General features: G+C 64.8%; 15 protein-coding genes. 11 read left to right on the top strand and 4 right to left on the bottom strand.

The features are described from left to right. Positions 1 to 85: 85 nt before the first annotated feature. Entirely contained in the window at positions 86 to 1,480 is a 1,395-nt protein-coding gene (locus tag GV035_RS09310) for an MFS transporter (protein ID WP_159834647.1), read from the bottom strand. 181 nt (positions 1,481 to 1,661) lie between these two features. Here GV035_RS09310 and GV035_RS09305 point away from each other — a divergent pair, with 181 nt between their 5' ends. Continuing rightward, positions 1,662 to 3,287 (top strand): FAD-dependent monooxygenase, encoded by a 1,626-nt coding sequence (locus tag GV035_RS09305; protein WP_159834646.1) that lies wholly within the window; start codon positions 1,662 to 1,664, stop codon positions 3,285 to 3,287. Here GV035_RS09305 and GV035_RS29080 read toward each other — a convergent pair. Then, positions 3,255 to 3,662: a hypothetical protein gene (locus tag GV035_RS29080; protein ID WP_201303938.1), complete on the bottom strand. Its 408-nt coding sequence runs from the start codon at positions 3,660 to 3,662 to the stop codon at positions 3,255 to 3,257. The genes GV035_RS09305 and GV035_RS29080 overlap by 33 nt on opposite strands. 357 nt (positions 3,663 to 4,019) lie before the next feature. Between GV035_RS29080 and GV035_RS09295 the strand changes: the two genes are divergently transcribed. From GV035_RS09295 to GV035_RS09250, 10 genes are all read left to right on the top strand, one after another. Next, on the top strand, positions 4,020 to 5,048 hold the full coding sequence (locus tag GV035_RS09295; RefSeq protein ID WP_236572500.1) for a PIG-L deacetylase family protein: 1,029 nt from the start codon (positions 4,020 to 4,022) through the stop codon (positions 5,046 to 5,048). After that, positions 5,045 to 6,001, top strand: coding sequence for a glycosyltransferase family 2 protein (locus GV035_RS09290; protein ID WP_159834645.1), 957 nt, complete (start codon positions 5,045 to 5,047; stop codon positions 5,999 to 6,001). The genes GV035_RS09295 and GV035_RS09290 overlap by 4 nt, the downstream gene beginning before the upstream one ends. Before the next feature lie 198 nt (positions 6,002 to 6,199). Then, entirely contained in the window at positions 6,200 to 7,489 is a 1,290-nt protein-coding gene (locus tag GV035_RS09285; protein WP_159834644.1) for a glycosyltransferase family 4 protein, read from the top strand. After that, complete coding sequence (locus GV035_RS09280; RefSeq protein ID WP_159834643.1) at positions 7,486 to 8,064, top strand: D-glycero-alpha-D-manno-heptose-1,7-bisphosphate 7-phosphatase; 579 nt, start codon at positions 7,486 to 7,488, stop codon at positions 8,062 to 8,064. Before GV035_RS09285 ends, GV035_RS09280 begins: the two co-directional genes overlap by 4 nt. Further along, positions 8,061 to 9,245: a lipopolysaccharide heptosyltransferase II gene (waaF, locus tag GV035_RS09275; RefSeq protein ID WP_159834642.1), complete on the top strand. Its 1,185-nt coding sequence runs from the start codon at positions 8,061 to 8,063 to the stop codon at positions 9,243 to 9,245. The genes GV035_RS09280 and waaF overlap by 4 nt, the downstream gene beginning before the upstream one ends. A gap of 12 nt (positions 9,246 to 9,257) precedes the next feature. Beyond that, positions 9,258 to 11,003, top strand: a complete 1,746-nt coding sequence (locus GV035_RS09270; RefSeq protein WP_159834641.1) for a carbamoyltransferase family protein — start codon at positions 9,258 to 9,260, stop codon at positions 11,001 to 11,003. Beyond that, a complete protein-coding gene (locus GV035_RS09265) occupies positions 11,000 to 12,055 on the top strand; it encodes a glycosyltransferase family 2 protein (protein WP_159834640.1) in 1,056 nt (351 codons plus the stop codon). Before GV035_RS09270 ends, GV035_RS09265 begins: the two co-directional genes overlap by 4 nt. After that, positions 12,052 to 13,116 carry a glycosyltransferase family 9 protein gene (locus GV035_RS09260; RefSeq protein ID WP_159834639.1) on the top strand — a complete coding sequence of 355 codons (1,065 nt, stop codon included), beginning with the start codon at positions 12,052 to 12,054 and terminating at the stop codon, positions 13,114 to 13,116. The genes GV035_RS09265 and GV035_RS09260 overlap by 4 nt, the downstream gene beginning before the upstream one ends. Beyond that, a complete protein-coding gene (locus GV035_RS09255) occupies positions 13,103 to 14,062 on the top strand; it encodes a glycosyltransferase family 4 protein (RefSeq protein WP_159834638.1) in 960 nt (319 codons plus the stop codon). Before GV035_RS09260 ends, GV035_RS09255 begins: the two co-directional genes overlap by 14 nt. Positions 14,063 to 14,098: 36 nt before the next feature. Further along, the gene (locus tag GV035_RS09250; protein ID WP_159834637.1) at positions 14,099 to 15,082 is read left to right on the top strand and encodes a UDP-glucuronic acid decarboxylase family protein; all 984 of its coding nucleotides are present in this window, start codon (positions 14,099 to 14,101) and stop codon (positions 15,080 to 15,082) included. Here GV035_RS09250 and GV035_RS09245 read toward each other — a convergent pair. Together GV035_RS09245 and GV035_RS09240 are read right to left on the bottom strand one after the other, a co-directional pair. Then, the gene (locus GV035_RS09245) at positions 15,072 to 15,683 is read right to left on the bottom strand and encodes a ParB/Srx family N-terminal domain-containing protein (protein WP_159834636.1); all 612 of its coding nucleotides are present in this window, start codon (positions 15,681 to 15,683) and stop codon (positions 15,072 to 15,074) included. The genes GV035_RS09250 and GV035_RS09245 overlap by 11 nt on opposite strands. A gap of 9 nt (positions 15,684 to 15,692) precedes the next feature. After that, positions 15,693 to 18,359 carry an ATP-binding cassette domain-containing protein gene (locus GV035_RS09240; protein ID WP_159835048.1) on the bottom strand — a complete coding sequence of 889 codons (2,667 nt, stop codon included), beginning with the start codon at positions 18,357 to 18,359 and terminating at the stop codon, positions 15,693 to 15,695. Between the last annotated feature and the right edge of the window lie 34 nt (positions 18,360 to 18,393).

The following is an 18,393-nucleotide window of genomic DNA, read 5'->3' as shown; positions in this document are numbered from 1 at the left end:
CGAAGTATTCTTGCGCGCGGCGAAGAGCGGCTCGCGCTCAATTGTAGGACGTGCGCGGGCGCATGAAAGCACAAGCGACCGACGGCTAGCGAATGCCGGCGCGCTCGCGCGTCTTCACCACCCGCACGACGCCTGCCGCGACGCCGAGCGCCGCCGCTGCGGCCGCGCCCACGAGCGCCACCTGTGCGCCGCCTTGCCCGTACACGCCGAAGGCGACAGCGGCGAGCGCCGCACCCAGCGAAAGGCCGATCATGCGCGCCATCGTCATCAGGCCGCCCGCCGCGCCGCTGCGTTCGTGCGGCGCGGACGTCAGCATGATGCGGTTGTTCGGCGTCTGAAAGAAGCCGAAGCCGATGCCGCACACCGCGACCCGCCACACGATGTCCAGGTTCGAAGGCGACGCCGGCAGGCCGATCAGCAGGCATAGCCCGATGGCCATGATGCCGAGCCCGATGCCGCCGATCAGCCCCGGCGCATGCCTGTCCGAGAGGCGTCCGGCGAGCGGCGCGACGAACACGATCACGAGTGGCCACGGCGTCACGAGCAAGCCGGTGGTCGTCGCGCTGCGGGCAAACTGGTGCTGGAGCATGAACGGCATCGCCAGATACGCGAGCGTCTGCGCGACATACGAACAGATCGACGTCACCGACGAAAGCGAGAGAATCGGAATGCGCAGTAAATCGAGCGGCACGAGCGGCGCGGGCCGTCCGCGTTGATGCCGGATCAGCGCGAAGCCCGCGATACACCCGCACGCGATCTCGACGATGGGCAGCGCGCGCAGTTGCACATGCCCGGTCCCGGCGCCCTCGCCTGCGCCCAGCCCTCCGACGCCCAGGATGAAAAGTGCGATCGAAAGCGCGCTCAATGCCGCGCCTGCGAAGTCGAAGCGGCGCGACGGGTTCGGCGTGCCGGGCGGGAGCATCGTGATCGCGAGGCCGAGTCCGACGATGCCGAGCGGCACGTTTACCGCAAAGAGCCACCGCCAGCCGGCCACCGACAGAATGCCCGCCGCCACTGTCGGGCCGAGCGCCGCCGACAGCGCGACGGTGAGCCCGAGGAGCGCCACGCCGCGGCCGACGAGCTTCGGCGGATAGACCTGCCGCAAGAGCGCAGGCACGATGGTCGACATGCATGCGCCGCCGACGCCCTGCACCGCGCGCGCGGCGACGAGCAATGGCAGCGTCGGCGCGGCCGCGCAGCCGATCGACGCCAGCGTGAAGACCACGAAGCCCCACAGGAACACGCGCCGGAAGCCGAGCATTTCCCCGAGCGCCGCGAGCGGCAGCACTGAAACGGCGACCGCGAGCTGATACGCGGTGACGACCCACACCGTATCGGCGGCGCTGCGCGACAGATTGTGGGCGATCGTCGGCAGCGCGACGTTCGCAATGGACGAGTCGAGATTGCCGAGAAACGTCCCGAGCAGCACGGACACGACGGCCCAATAGTTGACGCGTACGGCGTGTATGGCGTTGTTCATGTTCTCTTTCGATATGCCCGTGGCGAAGTCGATCCACGCGGCGCCCGCATGGTAACGGACGCCGCCATCGGCGTGTAAAGCAAGCGGCGGGCTTTCATTCTTGAAAGCGAAAAGCGCCGACGTTGAAAGCGCGCCCGGTTATGCTTTTCGGGCGATGCCCGCCCCGCGACCGGAGACGCCCATGCCTGACATGACCGATGTGCTGATTGCCGGCGCGGGCCCCGTCGGACTGATGCTCGCGACAGAATTGCGCCGCGATGGCGTCGGCGTGCGCATCATCGATACCCACGCCGAACGCTCGTTCTTCGTAAAGGCGCTCGGCGTGACGGCGCGCACGCTCGAACTTTTCGACGATCTCGGCATCGCGCAGGAAGCGATCGTTGCGGGCGTCTGGATCGAGCGCGCCGACGTTTATCGTGACGGCGCGCTGGTATCGAGCACGGAAGTGCCGCGCACGGGCTTGCCCTACGGCGCGCTTTCGCTCGCGCAGTACGAGACCGAGCGCATTCTCGAACGCGCGCTCGCGCGGCATGGCGGACGCGTCGACTACGGCGCGACGCTCGTCGACTTCGCAGATGATGCGGACGGCGTGCTATGCCGTGTGAAAGACGCGGCGGGCGATGTGCGCGAAGTCCGCTGCCGATGGCTCGTCGGTTGCGACGGCGCGCGCAGCACCGTCCGCCGGCATCTGAACATTCCCTTCGAAGGCGACCAGTATCCGCAGACGTTCATGCTTGCCGATCTCGACGTCGACTGGCCGCTGCAACGCGGCGCGATGTTTCGTTTCAACCGCTCGGCTCGCGCCGACGGGCAAGGACCGACGACGCTCGCCGCGCTGCCGGTGCGCGGTTCCGTGCGGCGCTATCGCCTGTCGATGGTCCTCTTGCCCGACGATGCCGCCCGTCTCGCGTCGGTCGCGTCCGACGCGTCGGTCGTCGCGCCGGATTTCGCCGAGGTCGAGCGCATCATGCAGCCGGTTCTGCCCGAGGGCACGCGGCTTTCGGCGCTGCGCTGGTCGTCGGTGTACCGCGTCAGCCATCGCATTGCGCAGCGTTACGCTCAAGGGCGCGTCTTTCTCGCGGGCGACGCCGCGCATATCCATCCGCCGGTCGGCGGTCAGGGAATGAACACCGGCTTGCAGGACGCCTGCAACCTCGCGTGGAAGCTGACGCTCGCCGCACGCGATCTGGCGGGCGCGGCGCTGCTGGCGAGCTACGAGGCGGAGCGGCGTCCGGTCGGGCTCGATGTCGTCGAATCGACGAGCCGCGCGCTCAATACCGTGCTCGCGCACGGCGAAGTGCGGCCCGCCATGCGCGAAACGCAACTGCTCGTGGGCTATCGCGGCAGCCCGATCGTCGCGGACCACATCGACGGTTTCCCCGACGAACTGCCCGCGCCGGGCGATCGCGTGCCGGAAGTCGGCGGATTAACGGAGGATTTCATCGGACACGTCGAGCGGCTTGCGGCGCTGACGGGCGGTGGCCGGCATACGCTGATCGGCTATGCGCGAAGTTCAGACGCGGCATCTTTCGAAGCCGCAGCCGATGCCTGGCGCGTGGCGCTCGGCCCGGCGGCGAACGCGGTGCTGATCGCAGCTCCCGACGCCGACGCGCCGGCGCTCGCCCGCAGCGAAACCCATCGCACATTGACCGACGCGGCGGGTGCGTTCGCCAGCGCGTTCGGCGCGCGCGACGGGATGATCTGGGCCGTGCGGCCGGACGGTCACATCGGCTTCAGAAGCAGCGCGGGCGCCGTGCAGGCGTTGATCGCGTGGCTAGAAGGGACGCTCGCGCGCGAACGCGGCTGAGCGTCGAATCGGCGGATCATCGTGCGTCGCGACGTTCATGCCGCGCGGCACGTGCCGTCCGTCGAGCTCGTCCTTTCCATATTGGATGGCGAACTGTTCGGCGGCCTTCGCCGTTGCGAACGGTCGAAACGGGCCGACCGCGCGCCGCAGCCCGCCGGGTCGCTCGATCAGGACCGTCGCGACAAATTCGCCGGCCGCACGAACGACGACCGCCGACAACTCGCAGCCCCGGTACTCAACTGGAATGGCGTCCATCTGACTCTCGCTTGGGAAATGGCTCGATCGCGTGGGCCGCTCGCGAACGCGGACGCAGGCGGGCCGTGACGCCTCATTTGTAGCGCCAAACCGGGCGTCCGGAAGTGCGTCGACGAACATTGTCGTTCTGCGACGTGAATGTGATTTGACGATTTCGAGGCGGGTCGGCTGCGAAGCGAATGTGGCGGGAGGCATCGGATGCTGCTGAGGTGCGTGCTTGTCGGCGTGTCGTACCGGCATGAGAGCGGCGAGTGCCGTCGCTGCGGAGTAGCGGGCCACGCGCGCGTTCTCGACGACCGGCTAACGCTCGGCGTCGGCGCGGGGCCGTATCTACCTTCATGAGAGCGGCCCGTGCAGTCGCCGCGCAGTCGTGCAACATGCGTGCGTTCGTCGACGACCGGCTGACGCTTGGCGTAGCGCGTGGCCGTATCTACCTTCATGAGAGCGGCGCGTGCAGTCGCCGCGCAGTCGTGCAACATGCGTGCGTTTTTTGACGACCAACTGACGCTCGGCGTCGGCGCGGGGCCGCATCGGTCGATCAGGCGGAACGACGATCTGCCGCAGAACCGCACCGGCGACAGCCGATTCGCCGGCCTCGCCGCGCCGTCCGCGAGCGATCGAACCACAAGTGGCTGGGCGGTGCGCGACGTGAATTCGCACGGTGACGCGCCGCGGAACATCATCCACCCGCGCATCGGCCCGCGCTTCCGATACCAAGCCGCTGCGTCCGTCGCTGGCGCGCTACTTGCGTTCGAACGAGCCGTTATTCTCTCCGACCGTGCACTCATGATCGAAGTCCCGCTCAGAACGCTGCTCATCTCCCCTCACCTCGACGACGCCGTGCTCGGCTGCGGCGCGTCGCTCGCGGGCGCGTCAGACGTGCTCGTCTGCACGGTCTTCACGGGCTGCCCCGCCGCCGATGCCCACACGGACTGGGACGCCCAGTGCGGCTTCCCGGACGCGCGGCAGGCGATGCCCGCGCGCATCGAAGAAGACAACCGCGCGCTCGGACTGCTCGGCGCGACGCCGTTGCATCTCGGCTTTCTCGACTCGCAATACGTTCCTTTCGCAGCCGATGCCGACAAACCCACGCGCGGCGCGCTGACGCGGGCATTTCTCGACGCCATCGACACATACCGGCCCAATGCGCTGATGATTCCGCTCGGGCTTTTTCATTCGGACCACGCGCTCGTCCACGAAGCCGCCTGCGATGCGTGGCTGCGTCACGCCGACTTGCCCTGCATCGCGTACGAAGAGGCGCTGTATCGATGCAAGCGCGCGCTTTTGCAGAAGCGGCTTGCCGATCTGCTCGAACGCGGCATCGAGGCCACGCCGCTCAACGCCCGCCTTCCAGACCACGCCGAAGCGCAGCGCCGCGAGGCATTGAAGCGCGAAGCCGTGAACGCGTATCCGAGCCAGCTTAAGGCATTCGGACCGGACGGATACGGCGACGTGTTCCTGCCCGAGCGTTTCTGGACCCTTGAGCCTGCGGAGACGCGCGCATGAGCGCGCTTCCGCAACCTCTCGCGCGCCCTGCTCACGACGAAGCGGCACGCGTGAGCGTGGTCGTGCTGACGTATAACCGCGCCGATCAGGTGCTCGACACGCTCGCCCGGCTGTCGGCCTTGCCGGACCCTATCGATATCGTCGTGGTCGATAACGCTTCCTCCGACGATACAGCCGCGCGCATCGCGAAAGGCTTTCCGTTCGTCGAACTGGTCGTGGCGCCGACCAACATGGGCGCGGCGGGGCGCAACTTGGGCGTGGCCAAAGTCCGCACCGAATACGTCGCGTTCTGCGATGACGATACGTGGTGGGGCCCCGGCTCGCTCTCCCGTGCCGCAGCGATTCTCGATGCCTCGCCGCGCGTCGCGGTGCTGAGTGCGCAGGTGGTCGTCGGCGAAAACGGCGATGCCGACGAAACGTGCGAGCGCATGCGCGTGAGTCCGCTCGGCGCGAATGGTCTGCCGGGGCCGGCGCTCATCGGCTACATGGCGGGTGCGAGCGTGTTCCGCACGAGCGTCTATCGAAAGATGGGCGGCTATGAGCCGCGGCTTTTCATAGGCGGCGAAGAGTCGCTGCTCGCGCTCGACATGCTGGATCACGGGCACGCCCTCGTCTATGCCGACGAACTCGTGCTGCACCATCATCCCTCTCCGATACGCGATAGCGCATTGCGCAGACGTCTGCTCGCGCGCAACGCCGCGTGGGTCGCCTGGCTGCGGTTGCCGTTGCGTGAAGCCTTGTACGCGACCGCGCAGGCGCTCACCGTCATGCGCCGCGAAGGCGCGTTTCGGCGCGACGCCATTCAGATGTTGCGCGGATTGCCTTGGGCGCTGTCACATCGGCGCGTAGTCGGCCGCCATGTGCAGATGATGCGATCGATCGTGCGCGAAGACGACCGCCGCCATGCTGGCGAAGAAGCCGCGATGCCGGCAGACGCTACACGCACCGTGTAAAAACCGCGCCGCTGCCGTTCGCGCCATGTCTAACGAAATTCGGTTCGTTCTGCAACGAACCAACGATTCTGCGCATTTTCCAGCGCGTGGCACAACGAATGCTCTGAGGCATGCAAGCTTCGAAAGACTTGGCAAGCCTTGTGCGCGCGCAACGGCTCGAAGCCCATTTCGAACAACGCGAATCGAGGGGGCCTACACGTGAAGATCGCACTTATCAGTGAGCATGCCTCGCCTCTCGCGGTGGCGGGCGGCGTCGACAGCGGCGGGCAGAACATCTACGTCGCGCATGTCGCGCGGCAACTCGCGCGCAACGGCCATCAAGTGGATGTCTTCACGCGCCGCGACCGTTCCCTGTTGCCGCTGGTGTCGCGTTTCGAACGCATACGCGGCATTCGCGTCATCAACGTGCCTGCCGGTCCGCCCGTGCAGTTGCCGAAGGAACAGCTTCTGCCGCACATGGACGAGTTCGCTCGCTTCATGATCGGCTTCTTCAAGAAGCAGGCGACGCCTTATCACGTCGTGCATGCGAACTTCTTCATGTCGGGGCTCGTCGGCTTGCGCATCAAGGAGGCGCTGGGCGTGCCGCTCGTCACGACGTTTCATGCGCTGGGGCGCGTGCGGCGCATTCATCAGGGCGCAGGCGATGGCTTCCCCGACGAACGCTTCGAGATCGAAGACACGCTCGTGCGCGATTCGGATTCGGTAATCGCGGAATGTCCGCAAGACGAAGCGGACCTCGTGTCGCTTTATCACGCAGAGCGCGAGCGCATCGACCTCGTGCCGTGCGGCTTCGACAGCACCGAGTTTCATCCGATGAGCAAGGCCGAAGCGCGTGAACGCCTCGGCTGGCCGCAAGACCGCTTCATCGTGCTGCAACTCGGGCGCATGGTGCCGCGCAAGGGCATCGACAATGTCGTGCGCGGCATCGGCCTCTGCAATCGCGAACTGAAAGAGGACGCGCATCTGTATGTGATCGGCGGCAACTCCGATGAAGCGAATGAAATCGCGACGCCGGAGATCGGCCGCTTGCGCGGCATTGCGCAGGAGTGCGGCGTGGCGGAGAAGGTCAACTTCCTCGGCCGTCATGGAAGGCAGCGCCTGAAGACCTTCTATAACGCAGCCGATGTGTTCGTGACGACGCCGTGGTACGAGCCTTTCGGCATCACGCCGCTCGAAGCGATGGCGTGCGGCAGGCCGGTGATTGGCGCGGACGTGGGCGGTATCCGCTATTCGGTGGCGCATGACGAGACGGGCCTGCTCGTGCCGCCCAAGGATCCGCGCGCCCTCGCCGATGCACTCGCCACGTTGAAGCGCAACCCGCTGCTCGCGGAACGCATGGGCGCGGCGGGCCTCGAACGGGCCCGCGCGATGTTCACCTGGTCGGGCGTCGCGCAGTCGCTCGAACGCGTCTACGCGCGCGTGGCCGACGTGGATATCGCACAGGATCTCGACAGCCGGCGTGCCGCATACGGCAGCGCCACCGCATGAAGCCCGCGGTCTTTCTCGACAAGGACGGCACGCTGCTCGACGACGTGCCCTATAACGTCGATCCCGACAAGATGCGTCTGGCGCACGGCGCACGGGACGCACTTGCCACGTTTGCGCGCATGGACGTGCCGACTGTCGTCATCAGCAATCAGAGCGGCGTTGCACTCGGCAAGTTCGATGAAGCCGCGCTGCGGCATGTCGAACGCAAGCTGCATGAACTTGCTGCGGAAGCGGGCGCGCGGCTTTCGGGCATTTACTGGTGCCCGCATCATCCGCAAGGCACGGTCGCACGCTATGCGCGCGTATGCGATTGCCGCAAGCCCGCACCCGGCATGATTCAGCGTGCGGCGCGCGAGCTCGGCATCGACTTGCGGCGAAGCTGGTTTGTCGGCGACATACTCGACGATATCGAAGCGGGCCACCGCGCGGGCTGCCGCGCCGTGTTGATCGACAACGGCAACGAGACGCTATGGCAGCGCGGCCCGTTGCGCGAGCCGGATGCCATCGCCAGGCATATGGGCGAAGCCGCGCGCATCATCGAGCGCGCGTGGCATGACACGGAGATCGCCACATGAAGCGCGATCCGTTGCGAGCGAACGATATCGCCATCACGCTTCTGCCCGCCGACGCGCACGCCCGCGTACCGGCTGTCGCGCCGCAACGCGTCTGGGGCGCGGACGTGCGGCGTATCCTGTGCATTCGCCTCGACAACCTCGGCGACGTGCTGATGACGACGCCTGCGCTGCACGCGTTGAAGCACGCTTATCCGGGGCGGCATCTCACGTTGCTCGCATCGCGTTCGGGCGCACAGGCGGCGCGCTTCATCGACGATATCGACGACGTGATCGAATACGACGCGCCGTGGGTCAAGCATGACAAGCCCATCGATGCAAACGTTGACCTGGCGATGTGCGAACGTCTTGCATCGCTCGGCTTCGATGCCGCGGTCATCTTCACCGTTTATAGCCAGAACCCGCTTCCGGCAGCGATGTTTTGTCATCTCGCGAAGATTCCGCGACGCCTTGCGCATTGCCGCGAAAACCCATACGGACTGCTGACGGATTGGATCGCGGAACGCGAACCGCAGCACGGCACGAGGCACGAAGTTGAGCGTCAGCTTGCGTTGGTCGAAAGCGTCGGCGCGACGAATGCGGATACGCGCATGCGTTTCGCGTTGCGTGGCGACGACGACGCCTCGCTTGCACGCAAACTGGATGCACGCGGTGTCGATCTTAACGCGCCTTTCTTCGTCATGCATCCGGGCGCGACCGCTGCCTCGCGACGCTATCCACCGGAGCGGTTCGCGCAGGCGGCCCGCGTTCTCGCCGATCGCACAGGTTGGCCCGTGCTCGTCACCGGCTCGGCGAGCGAAGCCGCGCTATGCGAGGCCGTCAGCACGAACGATGCGCGCGTCGTGAATCTCGCGGGCGCGCTCGAACTGGGCGAGCTTGCGGCATTGATCGCGCATGCGCGTGTGCTCATTTCGAACAACAGCGGTCCGGTGCATATCGCGTCCGCGCTCGGCGCGCCGGTCGTCGATCTGTACGCGCTCACCAATCCGCAGCATATGCCGTGGCAAACGCCGCATCGCGTGCTTTACCGCGATGTGTCTTGCCGCTGGTGCTATCGCAGCGTGTGTCCCGAAGGGCATCACGCGTGTCTGCTCGGCGTGAGCGTCGATGATGTCGTCGACGCCGCGCTGTCCCTGATCGATGCCCGCACCGAACATTATCCCGCTCATCTGACACTCTCCTGAGAGACACGCCCTATGTACACACTCGGAATCAATGCGGTCTATCACGACAGCGCGGCGGCGCTGGTTCGCGACGGCGTCGTGATCGCGGCGGCGGAAGACGAGCGTTTCACGCACGTCAAGCATGCGAAGCGCCCCGTGCCCTTTTCGACGTGGCAGCTTCCCTTCGATGCCATCGACTATTGCCTGAAGGAAGCGGGCATCGAACTCGCGGATATCGACCATGTGGCGTACTCCTACGATCCGCATCTCTTCTCGGGCATGCCGAAGCAGGCGAAGGCGACCATCGCCCTGCCCTTCATGCCTTCCGAGCAAGTGAGCGGCAACCCGTCGGAATCGCCGTGGGACCCGCTTTTCCTGAGCTATATCGTGAATGCGCGCGGCCAGTTGCTCGACGGCGCGCCGCATCATCTCAAGAAGCGTTTTGCCAGCGGCGGACGCGCGCCGCGCTTCGAATGGCATAACGTCGATCATCATCTGTCGCATGAAGCGAGTGCGTTCCTCGCGGCGCCGTATGAGGATACCGCCGTGCTCACGATGGACGGCCGCGGCGAAGGCGTGACCACGAGTCTGGGTCAGTTCGTCGATGGCGAGTACAAGCGCATCAAGCAAGTGGAACTGCCGCATTCACTGGGCTTGCTGTATGAAAACGTGACGGACTATCTGGGCTTCCTGCACTCGTCGGACGAGTACAAGGTGATGGCGCTCGCATCGTTCGGCAAGCCGGCCTACGTCGATCAATTCCGCGAGATCGTGAAGTATCGCAACGACGGCAGCTATACCGTGGATGCGCCGCGCCTCGTCGAACGTTTCGGCCCGCGCCGCGAACGCGGTGGCCCGCTCACGCAACACCATTACGACATCGCGCATTCGCTGCAAGTGGTGCTCGAGGAGACTGCGCTCGACCTCGCGCGCTGGCTGCATGAGCGCACCGGCCTTTCGCATCTGGCGATGGCAGGCGGCGTGGCGCTCAACTGCGTGATGAATGCGCGCTTGCGTGACCGTGGCCCGTTCGAAGACATCTGGGTTCAACCCGCTGCGGGCGATGCAGGCACGGCGCTCGGCGCGGCGCTCTGGACCGACTATCAGGAGCGCGTCAAGCAAGGAGACCGCAGCCGCCGCTGGGCCATGAACCACGCGTATCTCGGCCCGCGCTATGAAGATGACGAGATCGAGCAATTCCTCAAGTGGTCGAAGACGCCGTATCGCCGGCTGAACGACATCGCGAGCGAAACCGCTGAGATTCTGGCGTCGAATCGCGTGATCGGTTGGTATCAGGGACGCACGGAGTTCGGGCCGCGTGCGCTCGGCGCGCGCTCGATTCTCGCTTCGCCGATCGATCCTTCCATGCAGGCACGTCTGAACGAAATCAAGGACCGCGAAGACTTCCGGCCCGTCGCGCCCGTGGTGATGGAAGAACACGCTGCGGACTGGTTCGTCGATGCGAGCGTCGCGCCGTTCATGCTCTTCGTATTCGATGTCCGCGAGGACATGAAGTCACGCATTCCCGCCGTGACGCATATCGATGGTACGGCGCGCGTGCAGACCGTGAACCGCTCGCAGCATGCGCTCTATTACGACCTGCTCGCCGCGTTCAAGGCGCGCACAGGCGTGCCGGTGCTCGTCAATACGTCGTTCAATACGCGCGGCGAGCCGATGGTCAATTCGCCGCGCGATGCGGTCGAATCGTTCTGGACCTCGCCGCTCGACGCGCTCGTGATCGGTCCATTCCTGATCGAAAAGCCGGGAGTGCGTGCATGAGCACGATGGCAGGCTCGTTTCCCTACGACGGCGCGAAGGACGCGTCCACGCAGCGCAATGCAGGCGCAGCGGCGGGCGCGGCGTTCGATGTGTCCGTCGTCGTGCCGACGTATCGGCGGCCCGACATGCTGGAACGCTGTCTGCGCGCGATCATCGCGCAGGAGTATGACAAGACGCGCTTCGAGATCATCGTGTGCGACGACGGTCCTGATGAAGCGACGCGCTCGCGTGTTGCCGCGCTCGCACGCGAGTTCGAGGAAGCGCCGCGCATCCGCTATGTTCCCGTGACCGCGACGCAAGGCCCGGCAGGCGCACGCAACGCGGGATGGCGAGCATCGGGCGCGGCGCTGATCGCCTTCACCGACGACGACACCATTCCCGATCCGCTTTGGCTCGCGGCAGGCGTGGCCGCATTGCGAGCGGGCGCGGACGCGGTGTCGGGCCGTATCGTGGTGCCGCTCGGCCCGCGTCCGACCGACTATGAGCAGGACGCCGCAGGGCTCGCTCGCGCGGAGTTCGCAACGGCCAACACGTTCGTGACGCGCTCGGCGCTTGCGCGCGTGGGCGGCTTCGATGCCCGCTTTACATCGGCATGGCGTGAAGACTCCGACCTTCAATTCGAGTTGATGCGTATCGGCGCGCGCATCGTGCGATCGCACGATGCAATGGTGCTGCATCCCGTGCGGCCTGCGCGCTGGGGCGTGAGCCTGTCGCAGCAGAAGAAGAGCCAGTTCGATGCGCTGCTCTACAAGAAGCATCGTTCTCTCTTCAAGACACGCATTCGAAGCCTGCCGCCGCTGCTCTATTACGCGATCATCGTCGCGGTGCTGGTCGCCGTCCTCGCGCTTGCCAAGGGTAATAACACGCTCGCGGGCGTCTGCGTCGCGGGGTGGCTCGGCATGACCGCCTGGTTCTGCGTCAAGCGCCTCAAGGCGACCGCGATGACGCCGTCGCATGTCATGGAGATGGCGTGGACATCGCTATGGATACCGTTTCTTTCGGTGTACTGGCGAATCTACGGCGCCGTGAAGTTCCGTGTGGTGTTCATATGAAGCCGGAAAACGTCGAGCGCATTGCGATCTTCCGGGCGCTGCAACTCGGCGACATGCTGTGTTGCGTGCCTGCGTTGCGCGCATTGCGTCGCGCTTATCCGCGCGCGCACATCGCGTTGATCGGCTTGCCTTGGGCGCATAGCTTCGTTGAACGTTACGCGCATCTCGTCGACGAGTTGATCGTCTTTCCCGGCGCGGTCGGTTTTCCGGAGCAAGAGGAAACGGACGCACACCTCCCCGCCTTTCATGACGCGATGCGCGCGCGCCGCTTGGATCTCGCGATCCAGTTGCATGGCAGTGGCGGCGTGGCGAACGATATCGTCGAACAGATGCTCGCGCGGACCAACGCGGGCTTTCTGAAGCCGGACGAAGCGCCGCGCAACGGCGTGTTCATTCCGTGGCCCGACGCGTTACAGGAAATCGCGCGCTATACCGCGCTGATGGAGGCGCTCGGCGTCGATGCACATGACACGCAACTCGAGATCCCGCTCACTCAGCAAGATACGCGCGAGTGCGATGAACTGATCGAGCGCTATGGTCTCGACACCGCGCGGCTCGTTCTCGTGCACGCGGGCGCGCAATTGCCTTCGCGCCGCTGGCCTGCGGAACGCTTCGCGCAAGTCGCAGCCGCGCTTGCAAACGATGGCTGGCAAGTGGCGTTGACCGGAAGCGCAGGCGAAGCGGCTATCACCGCGAGCATCGCGAATGCCCCCGGCGTGAATGCGATCAATCTGACCGGCAAAACGTCGCTCGGCGCGCTGGCTGCGCTCGTCGCGCGTGCGCGGCTTGTCGTGTGTAACGACACGGGTCTTTCGCACGTCGCGGCCGCGATGCGAACGAGAAGCGTCGTGATCGCGTCGGGCAGCGACACGCAACGCTGGGCGCCGCTCGATCACGAACGGCATCGCGTGCTGGCCGACTATCCGCCTTGCCGTCCCTGTTCGTTTCGCGAATGTCCGTATGGGCATCCATGCGCGCTCAATGTCAGCGTCGCGCAAGTGCTCGATGTCGCACGACTCCAATTGCCCGTAGAAAAACTGGAAACCGATGCCCACTGCTAATCAACGACGCCTGCGCGTGCTCACGTGGCATGTACACGGCAACTACCTTTACTACCTGACTCAGGCGAAGCACGACTTCTATCTCGTGACGAAGCCCGGTCATCCGCCCGGCTATGCGGGCAAGGTCGGCGTGCTGCCGTGGGGCGACAACGTTCACGAAGTACCCGCCGATGAAGTGGCGTCGCGTGAGTTCGACGTCGTGCTGTTTCAGCATCGCACGCATTGGGACGACGATCGCATCAACCTGCTCTCGGATGCGCAGCGGCGCTTGCCTCGCGTCTATATCGAACATGATCCGCCGCAAGAGAATCCGTTCGAGCAACGTCATTGGGTGCAGGACCGCGACACGCTGCTCGTGCACGTGACGCACTTCAACCGCCTGATGTGGGACAGCGGCGAGACGCCCACGCGCGTGATCGAACATGGCGTGGTCGTGCCGGAAGGCGTGCGTTATACCGGCGAAAAGGAAAGGGGCATCGTCGTCATCAATCATTTGCGGCAGCGCGGGCGCAGGCTCGGCAATGATGTATTCGCGGATGCCGCGCAGCGCGTGCCGCTGGATCTCGTCGGCATGGACGCGGAATCGGCGGGCGGTCTCGGGGAGATCGGCAATCTGGAATTAACCGCGTTCTCCGCGCATTACCGCTTCTTCTTCAATCCCATTCGCTGGACGAGCCTGGGCCTTGCCATCGTCGAAGCGATGACGATCGGCATGCCGATCATCGGTCTCGCGACGACGGAGCTTGCCACCGTGATCCGCAATGGAGAGAGCGGCTTTATCCATACCGATGCCAACGCCCTCGTCGATGTCATGCAACAGCTTCTGCGCGATCCCGCGGAAGCGCGGCGTCTCGGAGAAGGCGCGCGCCGTCTCGCGCTGGAACGCTTTCATATCGATCGCTTCGCCGCAGAATGGGAAGCGACCTTGCGCCATGTGTGCAGTTGACCGACCGCGACGCAATCACCATAAAAAGGAACGGACATGAAGGAAGCATATCGGAAGCGCATTCTGGTGACGGGCGGCGCGGGCTTTCTCGGCTCGCATCTTTGCGAACGCCTGCTGGCGCAAGGGCACGACGTGTTGTGCGTCGATAACTTCTATACGGGCACGAAAGACAATATCGCGCATCTGCTCGACAGTCCCAACTTCGAACTGATGCGTCATGACGTGACCTTTCCGCTCTATGTGGAAGTCGATGAAATCTACAACCTCGCGTGTCCCGCGTCGCCGGTGCATTATCAGCATGATCCGGTGCAGACCACGAAGACGAGCGTGCACGGCGCGATCAATATGCTGGGGCTGGCCAAGCGCGTGAAGGCCAAGATATTCCAGGCATCGACGAGCGAAGTGTATGGCGATGCGCGCGTTCATCCGCAGCAGGAAGCGTACTGGGGCAACGTGAACCCGATCGGTCCGCGTTCATGCTACGACGAAGGCAAGCGTTGCGCCGAGACGCTTTTCATGGACTATCGTCGTCAGCACGGGCTCAACATCAAGATTGCGCGCATCTTCAATACGTATGGACCGCGCATGCATCCGAGTGATGGCCGCGTGGTCTCGAACTTCATGATGCAGGCGCTCGCCGGCGAGCCGATCACCGTCTACGGCGAAGGCACGCAGACGCGCTCCTTCTGCTACGTGGACGACATGGTGGATGCCTTTATCCGCCTGATGAACACGCCCGACGATATAACCGGCCCGGTCAATCTCGGCAATCCGCATGAGTTGTCGATGCTGGAGATCGCGCAACGTATCGTCGCGTTGACGGGTTCGAAGTCGGAGATCGTGTTCCGCCCGCTGCCGATGGACGATCCGTGGCATCGTCAGCCGGACATCACGCAGGCGCGCCAACTCCTCGGCTGGGAACCCGTGACCGTGCTCGACGAGGGGTTGCGCCGCACCGCCGCGTACTTCCGGCAGATCATCGAAGCGCAGCAGACGCGCTCGGCATTGGCTACCCTTTGACGTTTTCGACGTTGAATCCGGGCAGTGCGCGCGCTTCGTCTTCACGCGAAGCGGCCACTGCCTGCGCCAACGCCTTGGCAAAGCCCGCAATCGACGTGAAATCGCCCTGTACGCGCTCGCGGAAATAGTCGGCCCATGCGTACTTCGCGTTGGTCCCGGGCGGATCGTTGAAGACGCCCGCCATCCGCACGAAAGCCGCGAGGCTCAGATAGGGATCGTCGGGTATCGCTGCGATGGACGGCGGCAGCGCGTCGACCGACGTTTCACGCGCCTGCTCATCGAAGGGATGGACCCAGCCCCGCTCACGCAGCGCGGCGATGAATCCGTCGTGATCGCGGTCGCTGAAGTCGCAATCGATCACGACCGGCACGACGTCGATGCCCAGTTCGTGCCAGGCACGCGCCCAGTGATGATGGTCGATCACATGGAGCGTGCCACCCGGCCCGCGCACCACACGCAGCGCGTGCTCGCGCAAGAATGCCGCGCGTTCGTGCGCGGGCGTGGCGCTCGTCAGATGCATCTTTTCTCGCACATGCTCCATGCCGATCGCGCCCTGCGTCGGCTTCAGCTCGTCGATGCGAACCAATAATTCGGTGTCCATATCGTCGCCTCATGCTTCGGTCGGCACGGCGACCTGCCTGATCGCCGCGATCAGCCGCTCGGTGGAAACGGGCTTGGTCATGTGCATCTGGAAACCTGCCATCTGCGCCCGCAGGCGGTCCTCGGTTTGCGTGTGTCCCGTCAACGCAATGGCAGGCATGCGCTCTCCGAGCGACACACGGCGGCTCGCTTCCAGTTCGCGAACACGGCGCAATATTTGATAGCCGTCTTCTTCGCCGAGCACGATGTCGCATAAGAACGCATCCGGCCATTCCTGCGTGGGCGCTTGCGCGAGCCATTCCAGCGCGTCCTTGCCCGAGGCCGCGAGTCTCACGCGCGCCCCCGACATTTCCAGGACGGCGCCGAGCGCCTCGCGGGCGGCGTCCTGATCGTCCAGCACCATGACGCAAAGGCCATCCAGATTGCCGGCAACGTTTGCGTTCGGCTCCGCCAGGCTCGCGAGGCTGTCGGTATCGACCACGGGGCGCAGCGGCATCATCGCGACGTAGGCGAGGTGGCCGTCGACATAGCCCACGGTGAAGGTGCCGCCCGTTTCCGCGAGCGCCTGTTCGAGCCGGCGCGCCTGCTGCTGTGAAAGCGGCGCGGGCTGCGCGCGACGGCCCAGCACGCACACGCGCACCTGATTCGCTTCGCGCTCCACACGCAGTTCCACACGCTCGCCACGCTCGGCCGCGCGAATCTCGGTGCGGCACAGGTCCGCTATCACGAACTGCAGCACGCCGGGGTCGCCGGTCACGCGCAGATCGGCATCGGGCATCATCGTGTAAAGCTGCACGCCATGTTCGACGATTTCTTCGTGCAGGCCATCGACCACGCCCGCGATCAACGCCCCGAGCCCGACCGGTTGCGCGGACACCTTGCGCTGCACCTGCGCGAGTTCGCCTTGTTGCGATTGCAGCGCCCACATGCGCGCATACACGCCGCCGCGTTCGATCAGTTCCGCATGCTGGCCCTGCTCGACAATGCGCCCATGCTCCATCACGAGAATCCAGTCAGCATTCACGACAGTCGAAAGCCGGTGCGCAATCACGATGGACGTGCGGCCTTGCGCGAGCCTGTCGAGTTCGCTCTGAATCGCACGCTCGGAGCGCGTGTCGAGCGCGGACGTGGCTTCATCGAACACGATGATGCGCGGGTCTTTCAGAATGGCGCGCGCAATCGCAATGCGTTGCCGCTCGCCGCCCGACAGCCGCACGCCGCGTTCGCCGACGCGCGTATCGTAGTGATCCGGCAAGCGTTCGATGAAGCCGTCCAGTTGCGCCGCGCGCGCTGCGCGCACGACATCGGCTCGCGTGGCGGATGGCCGGCCATACGCGATGTTGTAGGCGATCGTATCGTTGAACAGCACGGTATCTTGCGGCACGATGCCGATGGCTTCGCGCAGACTCTTTTGCGTGACCTGCCGGATATCCTGACCGTCGATGGTGATAATCCCTGACGTCGGCGAATAGAGCCTGAAAAGCAGCTTCATCAGCGTCGACTTGCCCGATCCGCTGCCGCCCACCACCGCCAGCTTCTTGCCGGGATGCGCGCGAAAATCGATATCGCGCAGAATCTGACGCGCGGGATCGTAGCCGAAGTCCACGTGCTCGAATTCAATTTCTCCTGCCGACACCACGAGCGGCTTGGCGTCGTTCTCGTCAACGTCCTCACCGCGACGGCCCCGCGCAAGCAGAATCTCGAACATGCGTTCGACGTTGACGATCGCATCGTTCGTCTCGCGAAACACGAAGCCGAGCGTGTTGAGCGGCGCGCACACTTGCACAATATAGGCGTTCACCAGCACGAGATCGCCCACGCTCATGGTGCCGGCCACCACGTTCTGCGCGGCGAGCAGCATCACGGCCGCGATGCCGATAGCGATGACCGTGCTTTGTCCGACATGCAGGATCGTCAATGCGCGCTGGTTCGCGGTGCGTGCGTCGACCCACTTGTCGAGCACTGTGGAAAGGCGCCCGCGTTCGACGTCTTCGCTCGCAAAGAGCTTAACGGTCTCGTAGTTCAGGAGACTGTCGACGAGGCGGCTGTCCGACTGTGCTTCGAGCCGGTTCACCGCGCGTTGAAAGCGCATGCGGTAGCGCGTGAAAAGAAGCGTATAGACCGCGTAGCAGACGAACGTCGCGCCGATCGCGACCATGAACGTCTTCGCGTACTGGCTCACCATGATGGCGACGACCGTGCCGATTTCGATAAGCGTCGGCACGATGGTGAAGATGGCCACGCCGAGCAAGAAGCCGATACCGTCCGCGCCTTTTTGCACGTCGCGCACGACGCCCCCCGTTTCGCGTTGCGCATGAAAACGCGCGCCCATGTTGTGCAAATGGGAGAACGTGCGCGCGGTAAACGATGCGACCGTACGTTGCGTCACGACGCTGAATAAGACATCGCGCGCTTCGTTGAGCACGTCGCCGAGATAGCGCATCAGCACATACGTGAGGATGACGAACACCGGAAAGACGGCGTTCGCGGTCGGCTTGCTGAACTCGTCGATGACGTGTTTCAGCATCAGGGGAACGGATACCACCGCGAGCCGCGATGCAATCATCAACGCAACGGCACCGAGCGTCTGCAAGCGAAATGTCCAGATCGCCTGCCAAAGGTCCTTCACGATGCGGTTACGAACTTGCGAGCGGCTGATTTCCGTGGACGCAGTCATCATGTACATGCTTCCATTCTCGTTGTCGATGCAA

The organism is Burkholderia sp. 8Y (assembly GCF_902506145.1).
Lineage (GTDB): Bacteria > Pseudomonadota > Gammaproteobacteria > Burkholderiales > Burkholderiaceae > Caballeronia.
The sequence above is the reverse complement of the archived record's forward strand: the minus strand, read 5'-3'. Positions and strand labels throughout refer to the sequence as shown.

Bases quoted from the DNA above. Each gene is read 5' to 3' on its own strand.
- GV035_RS09310 (WP_159834647.1), bottom strand. From the start codon at position 1,480: ATGAACAACGCCATACACGCCGTACGCGTCAACTATTGGGCCGTCGTG.
- GV035_RS09305 (WP_159834646.1), top strand. From the start codon at position 1,662: ATGCCTGACATGACCGATGTGCTGATTGCCGGCGCGGGCCCCGTCGGA.
- GV035_RS29080 (WP_201303938.1), bottom strand. From the start codon at position 3,662: ATGTTCGTCGACGCACTTCCGGACGCCCGGTTTGGCGCTACAAATGAG.
- GV035_RS09295 (WP_236572500.1), top strand. From the start codon at position 4,020: ATGCGTGCGTTTTTTGACGACCAACTGACGCTCGGCGTCGGCGCGGGG.
- GV035_RS09290 (WP_159834645.1), top strand. From the start codon at position 5,045: ATGAGCGCGCTTCCGCAACCTCTCGCGCGCCCTGCTCACGACGAAGCG.
- GV035_RS09280 (WP_159834643.1), top strand. From the start codon at position 7,486: ATGAAGCCCGCGGTCTTTCTCGACAAGGACGGCACGCTGCTCGACGAC.
- waaF (WP_159834642.1), top strand. From the start codon at position 8,061: ATGAAGCGCGATCCGTTGCGAGCGAACGATATCGCCATCACGCTTCTG.
- GV035_RS09270 (WP_159834641.1), top strand. From the start codon at position 9,258: ATGTACACACTCGGAATCAATGCGGTCTATCACGACAGCGCGGCGGCG.
- GV035_RS09265 (WP_159834640.1), top strand. From the start codon at position 11,000: ATGAGCACGATGGCAGGCTCGTTTCCCTACGACGGCGCGAAGGACGCG.
- GV035_RS09260 (WP_159834639.1), top strand. From the start codon at position 12,052: ATGAAGCCGGAAAACGTCGAGCGCATTGCGATCTTCCGGGCGCTGCAA.
- GV035_RS09255 (WP_159834638.1), top strand. From the start codon at position 13,103: ATGCCCACTGCTAATCAACGACGCCTGCGCGTGCTCACGTGGCATGTA.
- GV035_RS09250 (WP_159834637.1), top strand. From the start codon at position 14,099: ATGAAGGAAGCATATCGGAAGCGCATTCTGGTGACGGGCGGCGCGGGC.
- GV035_RS09245 (WP_159834636.1), bottom strand. From the start codon at position 15,683: ATGGACACCGAATTATTGGTTCGCATCGACGAGCTGAAGCCGACGCAG.
- GV035_RS09240 (WP_159835048.1), bottom strand. From the start codon at position 18,359: ATGACTGCGTCCACGGAAATCAGCCGCTCGCAAGTTCGTAACCGCATC.